This window comes from Micromonospora sp. M71_S20 (assembly GCF_003664255.1).
Classification (GTDB): domain Bacteria; phylum Actinomycetota; class Actinomycetes; order Mycobacteriales; family Micromonosporaceae; genus Micromonospora.
Map to the genome: position 1 here is coordinate 3,559,332 of NZ_RCCV01000001.1, position 21,067 is coordinate 3,580,398.

A 21,067-nucleotide genomic window follows, 5' to 3' on the forward strand; every position below is an offset into this window, starting at 1 on the left:
GGAACGGGCGTCTACGGTGTGGTTAGAGAAGATCGCGTGTGGGGTACCACCCGCTGCACGACGGACCCCGGCGTAACGGCGGGGCGGCACATCCCTAGGGAGCACCGATGGCACTCAACGACGACGACATGCAGACCACCAGCGGCGGCGGCCTCGAGGGCCCGGCCGACGGCGGCGCGACCCCGGGCCAGCAGGACGGTGGCGCCGACGGTGGTGCCGACCGCGGCGCCGAGCGCGGTGCCGACCAGGGCGCCGACCAGGGCGCGGAGGGTCCGGCCGACGGCGGCGCGACCCCGGGTCAGCACGACGGTGGCGCCGACGGCAGCGCGGAGGGTCCGGCCGACGGCGGTGCCACTCCGGGTCAGCACGACGGTGGCGCCGACGGCAGCGCCTGACGGACCGCCATGACTGACATCGACCCGCCGGGCGGCGACCGCCGCCCGGCGGTTCCGTCCGAGGCCTCCGCCGCGCTCGCCCGCTGTGTGTCGGTCGAGCCGGCGAAGTTCGCCGCCGCCCACTGGGGACGCACGCCGCTGCTCTCCCGCGCCGACGAGCTGCCCAACCGGGACGGCTTCACCGACCTGCTCAGCCCCGCCGACGCCGACGAGCTGCTCAGCCGCCGCGGCCTGCGTACCCCGTTCCTGCGGATCGCCAAGGACGGCCAGCTCGTGCCGGCGGCCCGTTTCACCGGCGGCGGCGGCGCCGGCGCCGAGATCGCCGACCAGGTCCTCGACGAGCGCGTGCTGGAGCTGTACGCCGGCGGCGCCACCCTCGTCCTGCAGGGCCTGCACCGCACCTGGCCGGCCCTGACCGACTTCACCCGCGAGCTCGGCACCGCCGTCGGGCAGCCGTTGCAGGTCAACGCCTACCTGACCCCGGCCGGCAGCCAGGGTTTCGCCACCCACTACGACACCCACGACGTCTTCGTCCTCCAGGTCGACGGCCGCAAGCACTGGCGGATCCACCCGCCGGTGCTGCCGGACCCGCTGGAGAAGCAGCCGTGGGGCGGCCGGGCCGACGAGGTCGCCGCCACCGCCGACGGGCCCGCCGCGCTGGACGTGGTGCTCGCCCCCGGTGACGCGCTCTACCTGCCCCGCGGCTGGCTGCACAGTGCGCAGGCCCAGGAGTCCAGCTCGCTGCACCTGACCGTCGGCGTCCGGGCGCTGACCCGCTACGCCATGGTCGAGGAGCTGCTCGCCCTCGCCGCCGAGGACCAGCGGCTGCGCGCCACGCTGCCGTTCGGCACCGACGTCGCCGACCCGGACGCGATCGAGCCGGAGCTGACCGAGACGGTGGAGGCGCTGCGGGACTGGCTGCTGCGGGCCGACCCGGCGGCCGTCGCCGCGCGGCTGCGGCAGCGCGCCTGGCCGGCCGCCCGGCCCGCACCCATCCGACCCCTGGCCCAGGCCGCCGCGCTGGCGGCGCTGGACGCCGACACCCGGCTCGCACCGCGACCCGGCCTGCGCTGGCGGCTCACCCCACGCGGTGACCAGGTCGCGCTGGTGCTGTTCGACCGCACGATCACCCTGCCCGCGTCGTGCGCGCCGGCCGTGCGGGCCCTGCTCGGCGCCGGGTCCGTCCGGGTCGGCGATCTGCCGGGCCTGGACGACGACGCCGACCGGCTGACCCTGGCCCGCCGCCTCCTGCGCGAGGCGGTGCTGGTCCCCGCCTGAGCGGGGCCACGGTTCAGCGGCGGGGCCGCCGGCTCAGCGGCCGGCGACCAGCAGCGCGACGGTGGTCACCAGCCCGGCGACGAGCACGACGGTCATCGGCCGGGGGCCGAGCACGGCGTGCCGGCGGTCGGCGAGGACCTTCGCCGGCACCAGACCGACCAGCGGGCCCAGCAGCGTCACCACCAGGGCCAGCACCGGCAGCCCGACGGCCAGCTCGCCGCCGTACCGGTCGCCGGCCGCCCGGGCCGCGCCGCCGAGGGCGTACGCGAGCACCGCGCCCGCGACCCCGCACAACGCCAGCAGCGGGTTGACCGAGCCAGGCAGGTCACCCGGCTGGCGGGTGCGGTTGAGCAGGTCCCGCACGCCGGCCAGCAGCGGAGCCGGGTCGCCCGTCGCGCCGGGCACCGGCGCCGGTGGCCCGCCCGCCCGACGGCCCGAGCCGCCGAGCCGGCCGCGCAGCAGCTGCCACAGGTCGGCGACCTCGGCGTCCACCCGTTCCTGTTCCTCGCGGGCGTCCACCAGCTCCCGCTCCGCGCGCCGCAGCTCGGCCTCCGCCTCGGCGACGGCCCGCTCGGCCGCGGCGCACTGCTGGGCGTGCCAGGTGTGCGCCTCGGCCCGCTGGACGCGCACCCGCGCGCTCAGCTCGGCCAGCCGACGGATCTGGGCCGCGTACGACTCACTGGTCACCGGTTCGTTCATCGCGCCGGTCCGTAGGGGATGATCACCTGGCCGGTGCGGTGCACCGCCCGGTCGAAGAACAGCCCCCGCCAGGGGCGGGGATACCAGTCCGGGCCGCCGGTGCCCGGATACAGCGACGAACCCAGCTCGCCGCCGTGGGCGTCCAGCGCCACCCAGGCGCCGATCTGGTCCGTGCGGGCCGCCGGCCCGCCCAGGTCCGCCCGCATCCGGGCGACGCCGCGCCACCAGGCCAGCACGTGGGTGCGCCGCTCCGGCCCGTCGTGCAGGATCCGGCGCAGCTCCTCCAGCCCGGTGCGCCGGCCGATCCGCGCGGCCAATGCCCCGGCCGCCGCGTCGACGGCGAACAGCAGCAGGTAGTGCGGGGTGCCCGGCGCGCCGAGCCCCTCGGCGGTCTCGGCCATCAGCTCGCCGACCGTCTCCTCGTCGTACCAGGCGGCGTCGTCGGCGAGATCCTCGTAGAGGGACCGGGCCGCCGGGTCGGCGTCCGGGTCGAGGCAGGCGATCGAGAAGCGGGCCGTGCCGGGGCGGTGCTGGCGGGCCAGGGAGCGGGCCGCCGCGTCGAGCACCGCGCACGCCTCGTCCACCCGGGTGCCGAGCACCGCCAGGTTGCGGCCGGGAGCGCGGGGCAGCCGCAACGCCGCCGAGCGGGACTGCACGTCGATGATCTCGCCGAGCAGTGCCACCGGCGTACGCGGGTGCCCCGTCTCCGGCGCGGTCAGCGCCCGGAAGTCCGGCGCGTCGGCGAGGCGGGGGATCGCGTCGCCGTCGAAGAGCCGGGCCGGCGCGGCGTCCTGCGGGCGCATCCGCCACAGCCGGTGCTGCAACTCGCTCCACGTCTCCCAGTCGCTGGCCGACGGGATCCGGGCCACCTGGTTGCCCTCCGCCATGCCCGACTCGGCGTTGACCACCGCGTGGTGGCGCGGCAGGGACTGGGCGGCGTCGTTGCGCTCGGCGAGGATCCGCAGCGCCTTCGGCAGCGCGATGCGCAACGTGAACTGCGCGACCAGGGCCGGACGGCCCCACAGCGCCTCGATGCCGCGTACGTCCTGCGAGGCGAGCACCAGGTGGATGCCCTGCGACCGACCGCGCCGGGCCAGGTCCTCCAGCAGGTCGGCGGCCTCCCGGGCGACCACGTCCCGCCCGGCCAGCAGCATCTGGAACTCGTCGACCACCGCGACGATCCGCGGCCAGTGCCCCGTGGGGTCGACCGCGCGCAGCTCGGCGAGCTTGGTGACTTCGTGCTTCTTCGCGGCGTCGGCCCGCCGGCGCAGCTCCTCCGCGAGGAAGCGCAGCAACGCCAGGCCGAACTCCCGGTCGGTGTTGACGTTGATCCCGACGAGCCGCATGTGCGGCAGCCAGCTCGGGTCCCGCCGGCCCTTGGCGAACCGGGCGAAGGACACCCCCTCCTTGAAGTCCAGGAGGTAGAACTCCAGCTCGGCGGGGGAGTAGCGGGCGGCCAGCGCCCCGATCCAGGCGAAGATCAGGTTCGTCTTGCCGGTGCCGGACGGGCCGCCGATCAGTGCGTGCGGCGGGTAGTCGCCCAGGGTGAGCAGCACCGGCCGGCCGTGCGGGCCCTCGCCGATCGGGGCGGTCAGCCCGGTGGCGGAATCCTCCCGCCACATCTGCTCCACCGGCGGCAGCAGGTCGGTGAACGGGGTCGGTGCGGGGCCGGCGTTGACCCGCGCCGCCACCTCCCGGCAGGTCTCGGTGACCAGGACCGGTGGGGGCGGCGGGTCGAGGCGTACGGGCAGGCCGGCCGGCCCGCCGATCCGGGCGCCGTCGGCGTGCGCGCCCACCCGGGTCACGGTGGGATCCTCGGGCAGCGACACGCCCCGCACCACCAGGTGCACGCCGCAGGCCGCCCCGGTGCGGACCACCCGGTCGAGCTGGCCGCGTTCGTGCCGCGACAGCTCGTCCCCGCCCAGCAGCACCGCCACCCGCCACGGCTCGGGCCGGCGGCCGGTGGCGGCGGCCAGCTCGCGCAGCGAGACGTACTCCCCGGCCAGCACCGTCTCGTTGATCCGGCGGATCTGCTCGACCAGGTCGTCGAGCAGCCGGGCCAGCCCGCCCGGGCCGACGAAGGTGAGCAGCCCGGCGGTGCCGAGGGGGGCGAAACCGGCCAGGCCGCCGCCCAGGTGCTCGGGGTCGTAACCGACCAGCCGGACGGCGCCCGGATCGGCGCGCCCGACGCCGCGCAGCAGCAACGCCGACACCACCGCGTCGCAGCCCTCCCGGTCGTCCCCGGTCAGCTCGACGTGGCCGGCGTCGAGCAGCGGCACCAGCGCCGGCACCGGTTCGGCGCCGGGGATGCGTACCGTGCCGATGCGCAGCGCGCCCGGCGGCTCGGCCCGCCGGGTCGGGGTCGGTCGCCACCGCGTCCAGTCCGCCGAGGCCGCTCCGGGGGCCTCCCGCTGCGCCGCGTCCGCCGCGCGCCGGGCCAGCTCCGCGATCCGGGCGGCGTGCCGATCGTCGATCTCCGCCAGCCGCCGGTCACGCTGCGCGCCCACCCGCTCCGGCACCACCGCCGCGGCCCGCCGGACCTTCGCCAGCCGCTCCCGGGCGGTGGTCAGCTCGGCCTGCGCGGTGGACAGCCGGGTCCGGGTGGCGCCGAGGGCCTCGCCAAGCATGCCCCGGACCCGGGTGACCAGCTGGCTGCGCCGGTCAGCCATCGACGCCCCGCCCGCGCGGGTCCGCGGTGCCGCCCGACGCCCGCCGGCCCGAGGGCGGGCTCGACCAGACGCGACCGGCCGATCCGGGCCGTCCCGCGGCGCTTGCGTCGGCGGCCGGTCCACCGCGTCGCGCCGTCGCGCCGCCGGAGCCCGTCGGCCCACCGGGCCCGCCGTGCGTCGGCCGGTCCGGCGTCGGGTCGGGTCGGTCGTGCGTCGCCGCCCGGTCGGCCGTCGGGCCGGGCTGGCCGGGTGTCGCCGCCCGGTCCGGCTTCGCAGCGGCCTGGCCGGCTGTCGACGCCCGCTCCCGGGCCGCCGACGACTGGTCGTGTGCCGCCTCCGCCCGGTCCCGTGCCGCCGCGACCCGCTCGCGGGCGGCGGCGACCCGGCCCTTCGCGGCGGCGGCGCGTCGCTGCCACTCGGCGTCGTCGGCCCGGTCGCGGGCGGTCTCCGCCTGCCGGTCCCGCTCGGCGGCGGCGCGTCGCTCCCGGGCCGTCTCGGCCTGCCGGGCCCGCTCGTCGTCGGTGGGCAGGTCCCGGCCGAGCCGGGCCAGCAACACCCCGGTGAGCACCCCCGCGGTGACGGCCGGGTCGGCGGCGTGCGGCTGCTCCGCCTCGTCGCGCCGGGGCGGGGGCATCCGGCAGATCCGGGTCAGCAGCGTGTCCAGCACCGCGGGGGGCAGGCCGGGCAGCAGGTCCCGCACCCGGCCGTCCAGCTCGCGGTGCAACCGTCTGAGGTCCTCGGCGCGCGGCGGGTGCCCGAGCAGCTCCCCGGCCAGCTCGCGCAGCAGCGGCGGGGCCACCGCCGCCAGGCCGAGGCCGACGTCGGCGTGCGCGCGACGCAGCTCGGTGTGCAGCCGGTCGCGGTCGCCGGCACGGACCCCGCCGACCACCCGACGCAGCAACTCCCGGGCGTCGTCGACCTTCTCGTCGGGCTGCTCGGGCGGGCCCTCCCGGCCGCCCGTCAGCTCGGCCACCCGCACGGCCCACCAGCGGCGGGGCGTCACCTCGGCGGCCGGCTCCGGCGCCGGAGCCCCCGGGGCCGCCTCGCGCGGCGCGTCGTGGGCGGGCCGGCGCCGCTGCTCCTGCGGCGCCGGGGCCGGGGAGCCGTCGCCGGCCAGCCCGATCGCGGCCAGGTACGCCGAAAGCTGCTCCTGCGCGACGCGCAGCGCGTAGCCGGCGGTCTCGGCGTGCTCGGTGGCGGCGGAGAGCTCCGGCACCCCCATCGGATCGGCCGACTCCTGGCGGACCCAGCGCAGCCGCTCGGCGGCCAGCCCGAACTTCTCCAGCGCCAGAGCCAGCTGCGCGAGCGGCAGGTCATCGGCGGCGGCACGGACCTGTGCGCCGACGTCCTCGACGATGGACACAGCCGAACCTCAGAGCGTCGCGACGTAGAGTTGCGCCTGCTCGACGGCGACGAGTGTCGCGGCGAGGCACTCCTCCAGCTCCTGGCTGGCCTGGGTCAGCGAGGACTGGGCCGCCTCGACCGTCTCGTGCCCGCTGCCCTCCAGCGCGCCGGCCAGGGTCTGCTGCGCCTCGGCCAGCTTCTCGCCGGCCGCCTGCACGGCGCTCTGGCCGTCGCCGATCTGTTGGAGCGCGACATCGATGGCTGCCTTGAGCTCGGCGACGCTCGCCACGGCGAAACCTCCTGGGGGCGGGGAGGCCTCCATTAGAGCCTATCCCTCACGGTGAGAGAACATCCGCCCTGTCAGTGTTCCTGCCTCGCTGACCGGTTGTCGACCGCAAGCGCCGGTAGTCCGGTTGACGGGACTATCCGGGTGGGGCCGGCCGGTCCCGCAGCCAGCGCGGTCCGTACACCTCGGCGCCCTGCGCGGTCACGCGTTCCCGCAGCTCACGGTCGGCGGTGACGACCAGCCGCCGGCGCTGGGGCGCGGCGGCGACCAGGTCGACGACGGCGTCGTCCCCGGATCCGGGCGCGGCGACCACCCGGACCCCGGCCGTGCCCGGCACGTCCCGCGCCCGGCCCTCCACCACCAGCACCACCTCCACCGGGGGCGGCAGCTGCGGGGGCAGCCCGGCGGCGGCCACCGGGGCCAGCGAGTCGCGCAGCCGGGCGGTCGCGCCCGCGCGGTCCCGCCACCAACCGTCCGGGCGGGACCCCACCACGTTGGCGGCGTCCACGATCAGCAGCGGCGTCGTCGGGTCCATGCCGCCAGCCTGCCACCCATCCGCCCCGCGGGTGCGCAGGGCACCCTCACCGCCCCGGGCGGCGGCGAGGTGCCCTGTCCGCCCCCGCGGTGGCGGCGAGGTGCCCTGCCCGCCCCCGCGGTGGCGGCGAGGTGCCCTGTCCGCCCCCGCGGTGGCGGCGAGGTGCCCTGCCCGCCCCCCGTGGTGGCGGCGTTTGTCGCGACGGTCGCGGGGTAGCCCCTGGCGACCGTCGCGCCCGACTGCGGAGGACAGACATGATGGGACCCGGTGACTTCGGCTCCGACCCCTGGGACGAGTTCCTGGCCCGGTACTTCGGCCGGGGCGAGGGTGGACGCCGACCCGCGCACCGGGTCGACATCACCCGGCTGATGACCGCCGACGCCAGGGAGATGCTGGCCGACGCGGCCCGCCGGGCCGCCCAGCGGCAGAGCAGCGACCTCGACACGGACCACCTGCTCTGGGCCGCGCTGCAACGCGAACCGCTGCGCGATCTCGTCCGCCGCGCCGGCGCCGACCCGGACACGCTGCTCAACGCGCTCGGCGGGCGCGGCGACGGCGCGCCCAAGGGCGAGGTGCCGCCCAACCTGTCGCTCACCCCCGCGGCCAAGCGGGCGCTGCTCGACGCCCACCAGCTGTCCCGGGCGATGGGCGCCAACTACATCGGGCCCGAGCACATCCTGATGGCGCTGCCGCTGAACCCGGAGTCCCCGGCCGGACGGATGCTCGCCGCCGGCCGGATCCAGCCCGAGTCGTTGCAGGCGGCCAGCGCCGAGCGCGGGCCGATGACCGGGCCCCGGCCCGACCGTGGCACGCCCACCCTCGACCAGTACGGCCAGGACCTCACCGACCTGGCCCGCAACGACCAGATCGACCCGGTGATCGGCCGGGCCGAGGAGATCGAGCAGGCCGTCGAGATCCTGTCCCGGCGGACGAAGAACAACCCGGTGCTGATCGGCGAGGCCGGCGTCGGCAAGACCGCGATCGTGGAGGGCCTGGCGGAGCGGATCTGCGACGGCGACGTGCCGCAGACGCTGCTGGGCAAGCGGGTGATCCAGCTCGACCTGGCCGGCCTGGTGGCGGGAACCCGGTACCGGGGCGACTTCGAGGAGCGGCTGAAGAAGGTCATCGACGAGATCCGGGCGCACCGCGACGAGCTGATCGTCTTCCTGGACGAGATCCACACCCTGGTCGGCGCGGGCGGGGCGGGCAGCGAGGGCGGCATGGACGCCTCGAACATGCTCAAGCCGGCGCTGGCCCGGGGCGAACTGCGGGTGATCGGCGCGACCACGCTGGACGAGTACCGCAAGAGCATCGAGAAGGACGCGGCGCTGGCCCGCCGGTTCCAGCCGGTGTTCGTGCCGGAGCCCACCGTGGACGACACCGTGGCGATCCTGCGCGGGCTGCGCGACCGCTACGAGGCCCACCACCAGGTGCGGTTCACCGACGAGGCGTTGGTCGCCGCGGCCGAGCTGTCCGACCGGTACGTGACCGACCGGTTCCTGCCGGACAAGGCGATCGACCTGATCGACCAGGCCGGCGCCCGGGTCCGGCTGCGCACCCGCACCCCGGCCTCCGACGTGCGGGAGCTGGAGACGCAGCTCGACGAGGTACGCCGGGACAAGGAGCAGGCCGTCGCCGACGAGCAGTACGAGAAGGCGTCCGCGCTGCGCGACCAGCTCGCCGAGCTGGAGGAGCAGATCCGCCGGGCCCGGGGCGACGAGGGCGGCTCGTCGCAGGTGCCGGCCGTCGGGCCGCAGGAGATCGCGGAGGTGGTCTCCCGCGCCACCGGCATCCCGATCAGCCAGCTCACCGAGGAGGAACGCGACCGGCTGCTGCGGCTGGAGGGCCACCTGCACGAGAAGGTGGTCGGCCAGGAGGACGCGGTCACCGCGGTCGCCGAGGCGGTCCGCCGCTCGCGTGCCGGGTTGGCCGACCCGGACCGCCCGATGGGCAGCTTCCTCTTCCTCGGGCCCACCGGCGTCGGCAAGACCGAGCTGGCCCGGGCTCTCGCGGAGGCGCTGTTCGGCGAGGCCGACCGGATGGTCCGGGTGGACATGAGCGAGTTCCAGGAGCGGCACACGGTCAGCCGGCTCGTCGGCGCCCCGCCCGGGTACGTCGGCTACGAGGAGGCCGGCCAGCTCACCGAGGCGGTCCGCCGCCGCCCGTACGCGGTGGTGCTGCTCGACGAGATCGAGAAGGCTCACCCCGACGTGTTCAACATCCTGCTCCAGGTGCTCGACGACGGGCGGCTCACCGACAGCCAGGGCCGTACGGTCAACTTCAAGAACACCGTACTGATCATGACGAGCAACCTCGGCTCGGAACTGATCACCGGCGCCCAGCGCGCCGTCGGGTTCGGCACCGGCGCGGACGGCGGCGAGCAGGAGCGCGACGAGCTGCGCGAGCGGCTGATGCGCCGGCTCCAGGAGAACTTCCGACCGGAGTTCCTCAACCGCATCGACGAGGTGATCATCTTCCGCCGGCTGGAGGCCGAGCAGCTGCGCCAGATCACCGGCCTGCTGCTGGAGGAGACCCGCCGTCGCCTGCACGCGCAGGACATCCAGGTGCACTTCACCACCGCCGCCGTCGACTGGATCGCCGAGCACGGCTACCAGCCGGAGTTCGGCGCCCGGCCGTTGCGCCGGGTCATCCAGCGGGAGGTGGACAACCAGCTCTCCCGGATGCTGCTGGAGTCGGCGGTCTCGCCCGGCCAGAAGATCACCGTGGACGCCCGCGACGGGCGACTCGCCTTCGACGTCACGGCCGGCGAGCGCGGCTACACCCCGGCCACGACGTCCCATCCCCGATGACCGGAGGGCGGACATGAGCGAACCCCAGGAGACCCGGGACGAGAGCGAGCGCACCGATCCGATCGTGGCCCCGCCGACCGCCAACCCCGCCCGGGTGCGGATGCCGCCGGAGGACGTGGGCCAGCAGGGCGACGACCCGGAGCCGGCGGAGTCCGACCGCCGCCGTCGAGAGGAGGGCTGATGGTACGCGAGCAGCGGCTCGAACCCGATGTGGAGGTGCTCTGGGACGACTTCCACGCCCAGGTGAACGTCCCGTCGGAGCAGTTGCGGCAGTGGTTGCTCACCCGCGGCTCCGGGGAGGAGTCGTTCGGGCCCGACCCGGATCTCGACCTGCCCGGGTTGGGCCGGCGGATCCTGCGGGTGCTGACCAAACGCAAGGTCGACCTCACGCCGGAGGACATCCGGGTGATGCGGGACGCGATCGACGAGATCCAGTCCCTGCTGGACGAGAAGCCGCCGCGCGGCAACGCCGACGACGAGTGGCGGCACTCCCTGCTCGACCTGGGCCACGACGTGCTCGTCGAACGCTGAGCCCGCGGAAGAGGCGGCGCCCGGGTCCTCCCGGGCGCCGCCTGCCGTGGTCAACCGTGGTCGCTCTCCAGGCTGCCGATCGTCAGGCCCGCGGCGTCGGCCGCCGCCTCGCGGTCGGCGCGCGCCCGCTCCTCGCGGGTCAGCAGGTTGGCGTACTCGGTGACGTCCGCCGGGTCGGGCACCTCGGGCAGGCGACGCAGGAACGCCTCCAGGTCGCGGGCGGCGGCGGTGTGCGTGGCGGCGGCCTGGCGGAGGATCTCCCGGTCGTCGGCGGCGGGGTTGGCATCGGTCATGTCCGCCTGATACCCGGCGCTACGCGGTTCGCACCCCGTCGGTCCCGGCGGCCGTCAGCCTCCGCGCCCCGTAGCCCGGGTTGCGCAACAGCCAGGCCAGGTACTCCGGGTGGGCCGCGAGCGAGTCGGTGTACGCGGCCAGCGCGGTCTCCAGCACCAGTTCGGCGTCGCGGGCGGCGGGGGAGTCGGGATGCCAGCCCAGCATCAGCCGCCAGCGCAGCGGCGTGCCGGCCAGCATCCGGGTGACCAACCCGGCGACCGGGCGGAAGGTGGCCTGGCAGAGCGCGATCGCCTCGCCGGAGTCCACCATGTCGATGCAGCAGCGCACGTCGGTCTCGTACACCTTGCGGGGGGTGAAGCCGGCGCGGGCGCAGGCGGCGGCGAAGCAGTCGCCGAAGCAGCCGTCGCCGGGCGCGGCGACCCACTGCTCGCGGCTCAGGTCCACCAGGCTCACCTCGGCGTGCCCGGCCAGCGGGTGCTGCTCCGGCAGCAGCACCAGCACCGGGTCGACCGCCACCTCCCGCCAGCTCAACCCGAGCTCGGCGGGCGGGGCCGCGTCGCCGCACACCCCGATCAGCGCAAAGTCCAGCCGGCCTCCGGCGACCAGCTGGGCCAGCTCGTCGGCCGACCAGGAGGCGTGGGTGGTGATCTGTGCGGGTGGGGGCTCGGCGGCGAGCCGGTGCACGAGCCGGCCGAGGATGGGGCTGTTCACCCCGCCGAACCGGTAGCGGCGCGGCGTGTCCCCGGCGCCGGCCAGCCGGGCCGCCTCGTCCTGCAGGCCCTTCATCGCCGGCAGCAGCACCCGCGCCCGGGCGAGCACCAGCTCGCCGAGGGCGGTGGGGCGCGCGCCGCGGCGGTCCCGTTCGAACAGGGGCCCGCCCAGGGTCCGCTCGATGCGCTGGAGCTGGGCGGTGAGTGCCGGCTGGGCCAGGCCGAGCGTCGATGCCGCCTTGGTCACGCTCCCCGTCTCCGCGATCGCGCAGACCACCCTCAGGTGTCGCAGCTCCAGATTCATACCGTGACGGTATGACCCCGTAGCGGCCGACGGAAGGCCCCGAACGGATCAACGCTTTCCGATGTGTGCCCGATCTGCTCCGACCGCGCCCGCCGCCGGCTCAGCCCGGCGGCCGTTCGGTGAGGTCGGCCAGGTACGTGGGGCGGCCGGTGACGGCGTCGCGGACCTTGTCGACGACGCCCACGGCGGGCTCGACGACCCGGTTCCACGGCGGGGTCGCCGGGGTGCCGGGGTGCGGGCGCGTCGGGGCCGCCTCCTCGGCGATCTCCAGCCGGTTGCCCAGGCGGATCAGCTCCTCGGCGCTGGCCACCTCGCGCAGCGCCGCGACGAGCGCGCCCGCCTCCTCGACGTGGCGGTGGACCCGCGCGGCGACGTCGGCGAGTCCCTCGTCGGCGAGCCCCTTCAGGGCGGTCAGCAGGGCCCGGTCGTCCGCGATGGCCCGGTCGATCCGGTCCGCCGCGTCGGGCAACGCGCTCCGGACGGCGGGCAGCAGGTACTGCTCCTCGGCGGAGAGGTGCCGGGACAGCGCCGCCGTGAGCACCTCCAGGCCGCGCTCGGGGGCGGGCTCCGGGCCCGGGTCGGTGAGCCGCCGCAGCAGCTCCCGCAGTTGCCGGTGCTCGGCGTCGAGGATGTCGGCGATGCTGCGCCCGCCCGGTCGGAAGCCCTCGTCCTCTCCGGTCGGCGGCAGCGGTGGCAGGGGAACGGTCATGGTGCCCTCCTCTTTGGCGGGCGGCGCACGTGGTGGGCAGCGGTCGCGAGCGGCGGTACCCGGCCGCGTCGGCGGCGAAACCGGGCCCGGTCGCGGGCCGTGCCCGGCCGTCGGCGCCGACCCGGCGGGGCGGGGCGACCGCAGCGGGCCCGTGGGCTGGTATGAAGAACCGATGACGACCGACGCCGCCTCCGCCCGACCCGACCCCACCGACGAGGTCGTCGACCTCTGCCGTGACCTCCTGCGGATCGACACCACCAACACCGGGGACAACGACACCAGCGCCGGGGAACGCCTCGCCGCCGAGTACGTGGCGGAGAAGCTGGCCGAGGTGGGCGTCGAGTCCGTCATCCACGAGTCGGCGCCCGGCCGGGCCAACCTGGTCGCCCGCATTCCCGGCACCGACCCGGGCCGCGGGGCGCTGCTGGTGCACGGCCACCTCGACGTCGTCCCCGCCGACGCCGACGAGTGGTCGGTGCACCCCTTCTCCGGTGAGTTGCGCGACGGCTACCTGTGGGGCCGGGGCGCCATCGACATGAAGGACTTCGACGCGATGGTGCTGGCCGTGGTGCGGCACTGGCAGCGCACCGGGGTCCGCCCGCCCCGGGACATCGTCCTCGCGTACACGGCCGACGAGGAGGCGGGCAGCGACTACGGCGCGCACTTCCTGGTCGAGCGGCACCGCGGTCTGTTCGACGGCTGCACCGAGGCCATCGGCGAGGTCGGCGGCTTCTCGTACTCGGTCAACGACAGCCAGCGGCTCTACCTCATCGAGACCGCCGAGAAGGGCATCGACTGGCTGCGCCTGCACGCCAAGGGCCGCCCCGGGCACGGCTCGATGATCCACGACGACAACGCGGTCACCGCGCTCGCCGAGGCGGTGGCCCGGATCGGCCGGCACCGCTTCCCCGTGGTGGTCACCGACACCGTACGGGCGTTCCTGGAGGAGGTCTCCGACCTGCTCGGCGTCGAGCTGGACCCGGAGGACCCGGAGACCGCCATCGCCAAGCTCGGGCCGATCGCCAACATCATCGGCGCGACCATCCGCAACACCGCCAACCCGACCCGGCTCGCCGCCGGCTACAAGGACAACGTCATCCCCGGCCGGGCCACCGCCACCATCGACTGCCGCAGCCTGCCGGGGCAGTCGGAGCTGCTGGAGCGGCAGCTGCGCGAGCTGGTCGGTCCGGACATCGTCATCGAGTACGTCCAGCGCCAGCCGGCGCTGGAGACGACGTTCGACGGCGAACTGGTCGACGCGATGTCCGCCGCGCTGCGCGCGGAGGACCCGGGGGCGCGCCCGGTGCCGTACATGCTCTCCGGCGGCACCGACGCGAAGGCGTTCTCGCAGCTCGGCATCCGCTGCTTCGGCTTCGCGCCGCTGCGGCTGCCCGCCGACCTGAACTTCTCCGCGCTGTTCCACGGCATCGACGAGCGGGTTCCGGTGGACGGACTACAGTTCGGCGTGCGGGTTCTCGACCGGTTCCTCCGCACCTGCTAGCCCCCGCCAGGAACCCGGTGTTCCGGCGGGAACCTCTGATCGTGAAGGGACTGACCCACATGACCGACCAGCACGGTGAGCTGGACGCCGCCCTCGAGCGCGTGATCGATGCGGCCCGCCACCACCTGGCCGCCGTCCGCGCCGCGCAGGGCCGCATCGACGACGACGACGTCTGGCAGGCGTACGTCGCGCTCAACAACGCGTCCTTCGCGTACGACGAGCAACTCCTGGACGCCTTCGGCGAGGTCACCCCGTGGGACGTCGAGTCGATCGACCCCGAGGAGGCCGACCAGCGCTTCGGGGGCGCGGAGGGCGTGGAGCCCACCGACCCGCACCCGCGGGTCATCTCGGTGCGCCAGCGGCGCGACTACCGGGTGCCGAGCGTGTCGGCGCTGATCCGGGTCGCCGAGGCCGCCCGGCGGGAGGGCACCCCGGAGGAGGACGAGCCGGAGCCCGTCGAAGGGGTCGGCGAGGCGGTGCTGGAGCTGCTCCAGAGCGGCGACGGCTCGCTCGGCGCGCTGGACGTGCCGGAGCTGGAGCCGCTCGACGGCGTGGTGATGGTCAGCGAGGTCGGCACCCCGGTGGACCTGGAGTCCTTCGACGACGACGACCCGGTGGGCCCGTTCCAGCCGGCCGCCGACGACCGGCTGGTCGGCCGGCTCGACGAGCACCCGTTCATGGAGCTCGACGAGGAGCACGACCACGCCCACTAGGCAGTGACGGCCCGCCGGTCAGGCGGTGCAGGCCCGGGGCCCGACCGGACGGTCGGCCCCGGGCCTTCGTCGTGGTCAGTACGACAGTCCCGGCTGCGGCTGGTTGACCCGGCGGCGGCGCAGCACCACCTGCCGCGTGCCGTCGCGGTACAGCCGTACCCGCGCCAACTCCCACCCGGAGAACTCCGCCTGGATCGCCAACTGCGCCGCGGCGGTCAACCGGTCGACGTCCGGTGGCAGCCGCAGCGGCGCGTACTCGTAGTCCATGACCTCCATGCTGCCCAGCCCGGGAGGCCTTCGCCACCCCCTCGCCGGTGACCCGCGCCGCTGCGCAACGTGGCCGCCCGGTGCCTCGGAGACCGCCAAACCTATTGACTTTCGATAGGTTGAGAGCGATAGTCGATGCATGTTCAACGAGCATCGAGCGGTAGCCCCGCTCAGAGTCTTCCTCGTGGTGCTGTTCGGGATCCTGGTCATGCTCCAGACCTTCTCGCTGCCCGGGCAGTTCGCGCACATGGCCGAGGAGTCCCCGGAGCAGGCCTACCTCAGGTGGCCGATGACCGCTGTCGCGGTGTTCTGGGTGCTGTGTGTCCAGGTGGTGGTCGTGTCCACCTGGAAGCTGCTCACCCTGGTCAAGAACGACCGCATCTTCAGCGACGCCTCGTTGAGGTGGGTGGACGCGATCGTCTGGGCGATCGTCGCCGCCTGGGTGGTGCTGCTGGGCGTCTTCCTCTACGTCGGCTTCAACGCGTCGGACCCCGGGCTGCCGCTCCTGCTGTTCCTGATGCTGGTGGGCGTCGCCGTGCTGGGCCTGCTGATGGTGGTGATGCGCGCGCTGCTGCGGCAGGCCACGACGCTGCGGACCGACATGGAGGCGGTGATCTGATGCCCATCGTCGTCCGCATCGACGTCGAGTTGGCCAAACGCAAGATGAGCGTCGGCGAGTTCGCCGAGCGCGTCGGACTCACGCCGGCGAACGTGGCAGTGCTGAAGAACGGCCGGGCCAAGGCCGTCCGGTTCAGCACCCTGGAGGCCATGTGCCGGGTGCTCGACTGTCAGCCCGGTGACCTGCTCGAGTGGGTCGACGAATGAGATTCCGGTCCGCTTTTCAAGGAGATGCCATGACGTACCTGATCGCCCTCCTCGTCGTCGCGCTCGGCGTCGCCGGCATCGTGCTCGGCGGGGCCGACGACTCGCCGGGCCTCCAGCTCCTGGGCGTCCTGCTCGTCGTCGGCGCGGTCGTCTACGGCGTGCGGCTCGTCCGGCGCGGCCGGCGCGCCCGGTAGCGGTACGGCCGCCACCGGGAGTCAGTCGGTGGGCGGGTTCGCCGCCAGCAGGGCGGCCAGCGACGACGCCCCCAGGGCCAGGGCGCGCGGGGTGCCCGCGTCCACCACCAGCCCCCACGCCGGGTCGGGCCAGTTAGCGAGCAGGTCCGCGCAGGGCACGGCGACGAACGGCACGCCCTCCCCGGCGAACACGGTCAGCGCCTCCGGGGAGGTGAAGACGGGCAGCAGCGGCGCCCCGGTCGGGTCGGTGACGATCGTCCACGGCACGTCGCGGTCCGGCCCCGGCTCCGCCGCCAGCGGTACGCAGACCGCCGCGGCGGCGAGGATGCCGAGGTAGCCGGGCAGGTCCCGCCGCGCGCCGGCCTCGCTGAGCAGGTCGAGCACGGACGGGCCGCCCGCGTCCGCCCCGTCCCGCGCCCCGTCCGCCGCCGGGTACATGGGCAGCCCCGAGGGCGGCTCCGCAGGCAGGTCCGCGGGCGGCTCCTCGGGCAGGTCCGCAGGCGGCGGGGCGGGCACGCGCGCGGTGCCGGCCCCGGCGGCCGGCTCGGCTTCGGCGGCGGGCTGCGCGGCCCCGGCGGCGGGCTGCGCGGCTTCGGCGCCGGGCTGCGCGGCTTCGGCGCCGGGCTGCCCGGCCCCGGCGACGGGTTCGGCGGCCCGGACGCGGGGCACCGGCGGGACGGTCGGCTCCGGCCGCACCCGGGGACCGGTGGGCGGGAGGATCTGGCAGGACAACGCGCCGGGCTCCGTGGTGAGCACCGTGGCGGCGGTCCGCGCCGCGAACCCGCTCCACCAGCGCAGACCCTCGGCGGTGCGCGGCGTCTCGTACCACCAACCGCCGGCCCCGCGCGGCGCCTGCCAGCCGAGTTCGGCCAGGCGTGGCTCGTCGTAGGGCGGGCAGACCCCGCGGACGGTGTCGCGGCGCACCATCAGGTGCAGCCGGCGGGGGCCGGCGGCGAGTTCCAGGTCGGTGTCGCGGTCGCAGCCCGACAGCGTGTCGTGGAGCCGGGCGACTATCTCTGGCCAGCCCGGCGACGTCATGCCGGCGGCCCCGGCAGGCGGCCGTCGAGCCGGCCGAGCCGTCCCATGGCCTCCTCCAGGCGGCCCAGCGAGGCGAAGTCGCCGGGGGTGCCGAAGATCCCGTTCAGGCCCGCGCCGAGCGTCGCGTCGAGACCCCCGGTGCGCTCGTCGAGCTGCGAGGTCGCTGCCGCGCGGGCCTGCCGGTACGCCTGCAGCACCATGGCCGCGAGGTCCTCGGTGCCCACCCGCAGCGCGGTCGGGGCCAGGCTCAGGTCGGTCAGCTCGCCGGTGGCGTCGACGGTCGCGGACACCAGGCCGCTGTCGTCGGTGGCGGTGGCGCTCAGCTCGTCCAGGTCGTCCTTGAGCCCGGCGAAGCGGCGTTCGATGTCGGCGAGCCGTCCGGCGAGGGCGTCGAACGCGGACAGCGGGTCAGACATGAGAACCTCCCGTGCGCGGTGCCGTCCGGGGTGGCGCCCGGCGGCGGCATGATCGTATCGTCGTCCCGCCGGGCGAGTGGGGGAGGAACGGCGTGCCTGACATCGACGTCGACGTGCAGGCGGTGCGTCGGCTGGAGGCGGCGGCGAAGCGGGTGGCCACCTCGCTGACCGCGCTGGAGAGCCGGATCACGTCCGCGGGCGACATACCGGACGGCGCCTTCGGGCACCTGCCGTTCGTCAGCGACATGCTCCGCGAGAAGTACGCCGAGCAGGTCACCGGGGGGATGGAGCTGTTCCGGTCCGGCCACGACGCGTTCGAGCGGGTCGGTGGCGCGCTGGGCGGGACGGCCGAGGCCTACGAGCGCAACGAGCAGGACATCGACGCCTCCTTCCGCGCCATCGGCGCCGGGATGCCCCGGTGAGCGGGCCCGCGGGCACCGCCGTCGAGCTCTGGAACGGCATCGACAACGCCCTGTCCGGCGTGGACAAGGTGGTCGACAGCGTCTGCCGCACCCTCGCGTGGCCGCTGATCCAGCTCGTCGACCTCGTCGACGGCGAGCCGGCCGCGCTGCGCGCCAAGGCCACGGAGTGGGACGCGCTGGCCGTGCAGGTGCGCGAGCTGGCGATGAACCACCGCGGCGTGCGCGAGGCCGAACAGGCCGGCTGGCGCTCCCCGTCCGGCGAGGCGTACGGGCGGCGGATGGCCGAGGTCGAGCAGCAGCTGTTGGGCGTCGCCGAGCAGTTCGCCGCCACGGCCGAGTACCTGCGCGGCGTCGCCGACGCGTTGCAGACCGTGCACGACGTGCTGGTCGACATCTGCGTCGAGTTCGTCAACTTCCTGCTGGTGACGCTGGTCACCGCGCTGCTGATGGCCCCGTTCACCGCCGGGGCGTCCTGGGCGGCCGGGGTGGCGCTGGGGGTCACCCGGGGCATGATCGCGCTGACCCGGATGTTGAAGATCATCCGGCCGCTGGCGACGCACCTGCAGAAGGTCATCCGGCTGCTGCAACGGGTCCTGCTCTACCTGCGCAAGCTGCGCAACCACCTGGACAAGCTGGTCGACAAGCAGAAGGCGCTGCGCGCCGGCCAGAAGTACGCCGACAAGCGCCGCGCCGCCGGCGACGCCGACAAGTGGTTCCACAAGTTCATGGACCCGGCGAAGGGCAGCTGGAAGCTCGGCAAGTCCGGCACGCCGTTCGACATGAGCACGTTCGAGCGCCTCGGGGCGCTGCGGGCGCACGGCATGGCCGACGGGGCGCGGATGATCGGCCGGGACTGGGCCACCAACCTGCCGTGGAACATCCCGAACTCCGTCGTGCACGGCGCCACCTGGGGCACCGTTGCGATGGTCTCCGGCCTGTCGGTGCCCGGCATGGACCAGGTCGGCGACAAGGTCGACGCGGCGGTGCAGGGCGGCGCCGAGTGGATCGACCAGAATGTCTTCGGGCAGCCGCCGGCGGAGCAACCGGCCGGCAGGTGACGGTCGATCGAGGGGGTGGGGCGTGTCCGAGGGGCGCAGCCGGCTGGGTCGGCTGACCGACGCGGTGCTGGGCGGTGCGCGGGTCGCCCGGGACAAGGCCCGTGAGCTGCGCGACGAGTTCCGCACCACCGACGAGCCCGAGCGTGCCCTGGTCGCGCCCCTGCTGCCCGGCGAGGAGATCCGCTACGTCGGCCTCGCGCCGGTCCGGGCCCCGGAGAACCACCGGGCCGGCAGCCAGCTCGCCGACCGGGTGAACGCCGAGCTGGCCGAGGCGCTCGACCCGCGCGCGCTGTTCGGGCTGCTCAACATCGTCAACCCGGTCGCCTGGGTCGACGCCGTGCTGACGCCCGTCCGGATCGCCGCCGGCGTCCTGCTGCTGCCCGGCAAGGCCGCCGTCCTCGCCGCGGGCACGCCCGAGGCGGCCGAGCCGGAGCCGGCGCCGGGCGCCGCGCCCCGGGAGCCGCTGCCGCTCACCGACGAGCAGGAGGCCTTCCGGGCGCTGTTCCGGCTCAGCCGCTACCGACCGCTGGCCGACCAGCTCGCCGAGATCGCCTACCGGCGGCGGTACGTCTTCAGCGGCGACCTGGCCACCCTCGCCGGCAGCCTGCTGCTCTTCCTCGAGCGCTACACCGGCACCCCGCTGGCGGTCACCGACACCCACCTGCACCTGCTGCGGATGGGCCGGCGCCCCGACCCCGACCGCGAGGACCGGCGGCGTCCCCAGGTGCTGTGGAGCGTGCCGCGGCGGCGCATCGCCCGGATCGACTCCGACCACGGCGCGGCCCGCCTCATGCAGTTCCCGTCCACCGTCGTGTTCGACGACGGGTCCTGGATCCGGATCGTCAACCCGGCCACCCGCGACGACCAGTCCCGCTTCCTCGCCGCCGTACGCGACCTGCCCGGCCAGCGCCCCACGGCCTGACCGCGCCCCCCGTCCCCGCGCGGTGCGGCGTCAGCCGTCGCGCTCGGGGTAGCCCACCGGCACGGCCGACACGTCGTCCAGCGCGGTGACGATCTCCTCCGGCAGGGTCATCCGCTCGACCTGGAGCGCGCCGAGCAGCTGCCCGACCGTCCGCGCGCCGAGGATCGGGGCCACCACCCCGGGCCGGTCGCGGATCCAGGCCAGCGCCACCTCCGTCGGGGAGACGCCCAGCCCGCCCGCGGCGATGGCGACCGCCTCCACGATGCTGGAGCAGCGCGGCTCCAGGTAGGTGGCGACGAACCGCTCGAAGTGCGGCGAGGCCGCCCGCGAGTCGGCGGGGCGGCCGTGCCGGTACTTGCCGGTGAGCACCCCGCGGCCCAGCGGCGACCAGGGCAGCACCCCCAGCCCGAGGGCCTCGCAGGCGGGCAGCACCTCCCGCTCCACGCCCCGCTCCAGCAGCGAGTACTCCACCTGCGCCGCCACCACCGGGGCCCGCCCCGGCCAGGCGGCCTGCCAGGCGGCCGCCCGCGCGGTCTGCCAGCCGGCGAAGTTCGACACCCCGACGTAGCGGACCCGGCCGCTGGCCACCGCGTGGTCGAGCGCCGCCAGCGTCTCCTCCAGCGGCGTGTCGGGGTCGTACCCGTACAGCTGGAACAGGTCGACGTGGTCCGTGCCCAGCCGGCGCAGCGAGGCGTCGAGCGTGCGCAACAGGTGCCCCCGGGAGCCGTCCCGACGCCGGCCGCTGCCCGGCCGCAGCCCCGCCTTGGTGGCGATCAGCAGCTCCTCGCGCGGCACCAGGGAGCCCAGCAGCGACCCGATCACCGACTCGGCGTCGCCGTCGCCGTAGACGTCGGCGGTGTCGATCAGGTTGCCGCCCGCGTCGAGGAAACTCTTCAGCTGGGCGGCCGCATCGTCGGCGTCGGTGTCCCGGCCCCACGTCATGGTGCCGAGCGCGAGCCGCGAAACCGCCAGCCCGCTTCGGCCGAGCGGTCGCTGTTGCATGGGTGAACCTTATTTCGAACGAGGGCCCGCCGATATCCTCGCTCCCGTCAAGTGTGCCGGGCGCGTCGCGTTTCCGACCGTCCGGGCGTCGCCCCCGGTTGTGGCGACCGGTGAACGGGCCGCCTCCCGGCATTGCGTAACCTGA

The 21,067-nt window shown here is 75.4% G+C and carries 24 protein-coding genes and 1 pseudogene; 13 read left to right on the plus strand and 12 right to left on the minus strand.

What is annotated here, in order from left to right; translation table 11 throughout:
• Positions 1-107 precede the first annotated feature (107 nt).
• Both DER29_RS15315 and DER29_RS15320 read left to right on the plus strand, forming a co-directional pair.
• A complete protein-coding gene (locus DER29_RS15315; protein WP_088993704.1) occupies positions 108-395 on the plus strand; it encodes a hypothetical protein in 288 nt (95 codons plus the stop codon).
• Between the two features lie 9 nt (positions 396-404).
• On the plus strand, positions 405-1,673 hold the full coding sequence (locus DER29_RS15320; protein ID WP_121397947.1) for a cupin domain-containing protein: 1,269 nt from the start codon (positions 405-407) through the stop codon (positions 1,671-1,673).
• A 33-nt stretch (positions 1,674-1,706) separates the two neighbouring features.
• On the opposite strand, the gene DER29_RS15325 is transcribed toward DER29_RS15320, so the two are convergent.
• The 5 genes and pseudogenes from DER29_RS15325 to DER29_RS15345 form a co-directional block, all read right to left on the minus strand.
• On the minus strand, positions 1,707-2,372 hold the full coding sequence (locus DER29_RS15325; RefSeq protein ID WP_121397948.1) for a hypothetical protein: 666 nt from the start codon (positions 2,370-2,372) through the stop codon (positions 1,707-1,709).
• Positions 2,369-5,041 carry an FtsK/SpoIIIE domain-containing protein gene (locus tag DER29_RS15330; RefSeq protein ID WP_121399252.1) on the minus strand — a complete coding sequence of 891 codons (2,673 nt, stop codon included), beginning with the start codon at positions 5,039-5,041 and terminating at the stop codon, positions 2,369-2,371. The genes DER29_RS15325 and DER29_RS15330 overlap by 4 nt, the downstream gene beginning before the upstream one ends.
• Positions 5,042-5,387: 346 nt before the next feature.
• Positions 5,388-6,404: pseudogene (locus DER29_RS15335) on the minus strand (hypothetical protein); the annotation flags it as partial.
• 9 nt (positions 6,405-6,413) lie between these two features.
• Positions 6,414-6,674 carry a hypothetical protein gene (locus DER29_RS15340; protein ID WP_089000636.1) on the minus strand — a complete coding sequence of 87 codons (261 nt, stop codon included), beginning with the start codon at positions 6,672-6,674 and terminating at the stop codon, positions 6,414-6,416.
• Positions 6,675-6,807: 133 nt separating this feature from the next.
• A complete protein-coding gene (locus tag DER29_RS15345; RefSeq protein ID WP_121397949.1) occupies positions 6,808-7,206 on the minus strand; it encodes a hypothetical protein in 399 nt (132 codons plus the stop codon).
• 254 nt (positions 7,207-7,460) lie between these two features.
• Between DER29_RS15345 and DER29_RS15350 the strand changes: the two genes are divergently transcribed.
• From DER29_RS15350 to DER29_RS15355, 3 genes are read left to right on the plus strand one after another with little or no spacing between them, the layout of a single operon-like run.
• A complete protein-coding gene (locus tag DER29_RS15350) occupies positions 7,461-10,016 on the plus strand; it encodes an ATP-dependent Clp protease ATP-binding subunit (RefSeq protein WP_121397950.1) in 2,556 nt (851 codons plus the stop codon).
• A gap of 13 nt (positions 10,017-10,029) precedes the next feature.
• On the plus strand, positions 10,030-10,197 hold the full coding sequence (locus DER29_RS34610) for a hypothetical protein (protein ID WP_199729311.1): 168 nt from the start codon (positions 10,030-10,032) through the stop codon (positions 10,195-10,197).
• A complete protein-coding gene (locus DER29_RS15355) occupies positions 10,197-10,547 on the plus strand; it encodes a DUF3140 domain-containing protein (protein WP_121397951.1) in 351 nt (116 codons plus the stop codon). The genes DER29_RS34610 and DER29_RS15355 overlap by 1 nt, the downstream gene beginning before the upstream one ends.
• Before the next feature lie 50 nt (positions 10,548-10,597).
• Here the strand turns inward: DER29_RS15355 and DER29_RS15360 are convergent, their stop codons facing one another.
• The 3 genes from DER29_RS15360 to DER29_RS15370 form a co-directional block, all read right to left on the minus strand.
• Positions 10,598-10,840, minus strand: coding sequence for a hypothetical protein (locus DER29_RS15360; RefSeq protein WP_121397952.1), 243 nt, complete (start codon positions 10,838-10,840; stop codon positions 10,598-10,600).
• A 19-nt stretch (positions 10,841-10,859) separates the two neighbouring features.
• A complete protein-coding gene (locus DER29_RS15365) occupies positions 10,860-11,855 on the minus strand; it encodes a LysR family transcriptional regulator (RefSeq protein ID WP_121397953.1) in 996 nt (331 codons plus the stop codon).
• A 100-nt stretch (positions 11,856-11,955) separates the two neighbouring features.
• Positions 11,956-12,564 carry a hemerythrin domain-containing protein gene (locus DER29_RS15370; protein ID WP_121397954.1) on the minus strand — a complete coding sequence of 203 codons (609 nt, stop codon included), beginning with the start codon at positions 12,562-12,564 and terminating at the stop codon, positions 11,956-11,958.
• 172 nt (positions 12,565-12,736) lie between these two features.
• Between DER29_RS15370 and DER29_RS15375 the strand changes: the two genes are divergently transcribed.
• Together DER29_RS15375 and DER29_RS15380 are read left to right on the plus strand one after the other, a co-directional pair.
• A complete protein-coding gene (locus tag DER29_RS15375; RefSeq protein WP_121397955.1) occupies positions 12,737-14,065 on the plus strand; it encodes a M20/M25/M40 family metallo-hydrolase in 1,329 nt (442 codons plus the stop codon).
• Positions 14,066-14,124: 59 nt separating this feature from the next.
• A complete protein-coding gene (locus tag DER29_RS15380; protein ID WP_121399253.1) occupies positions 14,125-14,778 on the plus strand; it encodes a hypothetical protein in 654 nt (217 codons plus the stop codon).
• 75 nt (positions 14,779-14,853) lie between these two features.
• On the opposite strand, the gene DER29_RS15385 is transcribed toward DER29_RS15380, so the two are convergent.
• Positions 14,854-15,045 (minus strand): DUF5703 family protein, encoded by a 192-nt coding sequence (locus tag DER29_RS15385; protein WP_121399254.1) that lies wholly within the window; start codon positions 15,043-15,045, stop codon positions 14,854-14,856.
• Positions 15,046-15,184: 139 nt separating this feature from the next.
• On the opposite strand from DER29_RS15385, the gene DER29_RS15390 reads away from it, so the two are divergent.
• From DER29_RS15390 to DER29_RS34615, 3 genes are read left to right on the plus strand one after another with little or no spacing between them, the layout of a single operon-like run.
• A complete protein-coding gene (locus tag DER29_RS15390) occupies positions 15,185-15,664 on the plus strand; it encodes a DUF2975 domain-containing protein (protein ID WP_121397956.1) in 480 nt (159 codons plus the stop codon).
• A complete protein-coding gene (locus tag DER29_RS15395; RefSeq protein WP_026874506.1) occupies positions 15,664-15,870 on the plus strand; it encodes a helix-turn-helix transcriptional regulator in 207 nt (68 codons plus the stop codon). The genes DER29_RS15390 and DER29_RS15395 overlap by 1 nt, the downstream gene beginning before the upstream one ends.
• A 29-nt stretch (positions 15,871-15,899) precedes the next feature.
• A complete protein-coding gene (locus DER29_RS34615; protein WP_199729313.1) occupies positions 15,900-16,064 on the plus strand; it encodes a hypothetical protein in 165 nt (54 codons plus the stop codon).
• A 21-nt stretch (positions 16,065-16,085) separates the two neighbouring features.
• Here DER29_RS34615 and DER29_RS15400 read toward each other — a convergent pair whose 3' ends face one another.
• Entirely contained in the window at positions 16,086-17,102 is a 1,017-nt protein-coding gene (locus DER29_RS15400) for an SseB family protein (protein WP_121397957.1), read from the minus strand.
• Entirely contained in the window at positions 17,099-17,518 is a 420-nt protein-coding gene (locus tag DER29_RS15405; RefSeq protein ID WP_121397958.1) for a YbaB/EbfC family nucleoid-associated protein, read from the minus strand. The genes DER29_RS15400 and DER29_RS15405 overlap by 4 nt, the downstream gene beginning before the upstream one ends.
• 92 nt (positions 17,519-17,610) lie before the next feature.
• Between DER29_RS15405 and DER29_RS15410 the strand changes: the two genes are divergently transcribed.
• From DER29_RS15410 to DER29_RS15420, 3 genes are read left to right on the plus strand one after another with little or no spacing between them, the layout of a single operon-like run.
• Positions 17,611-17,940 (plus strand): hypothetical protein, encoded by a 330-nt coding sequence (locus DER29_RS15410; RefSeq protein WP_121397959.1) that lies wholly within the window; start codon positions 17,611-17,613, stop codon positions 17,938-17,940.
• Positions 17,937-18,998, plus strand: coding sequence for a WXG100 family type VII secretion target (locus DER29_RS15415; RefSeq protein WP_121397960.1), 1,062 nt, complete (start codon positions 17,937-17,939; stop codon positions 18,996-18,998). Before DER29_RS15410 ends, DER29_RS15415 begins: the two co-directional genes overlap by 4 nt.
• A 22-nt stretch (positions 18,999-19,020) precedes the next feature.
• The gene (locus DER29_RS15420; RefSeq protein ID WP_121397961.1) at positions 19,021-19,920 is read left to right on the plus strand and encodes a hypothetical protein; all 900 of its coding nucleotides are present in this window, start codon (positions 19,021-19,023) and stop codon (positions 19,918-19,920) included.
• 30 nt (positions 19,921-19,950) lie between these two features.
• Here the strand turns inward: DER29_RS15420 and DER29_RS15425 are convergent, their stop codons facing one another.
• Positions 19,951-20,922, minus strand: a complete 972-nt coding sequence (locus DER29_RS15425) for an aldo/keto reductase (protein ID WP_121397962.1) — start codon at positions 20,920-20,922, stop codon at positions 19,951-19,953.
• Between the last annotated feature and the right edge of the window lie 145 nt (positions 20,923-21,067).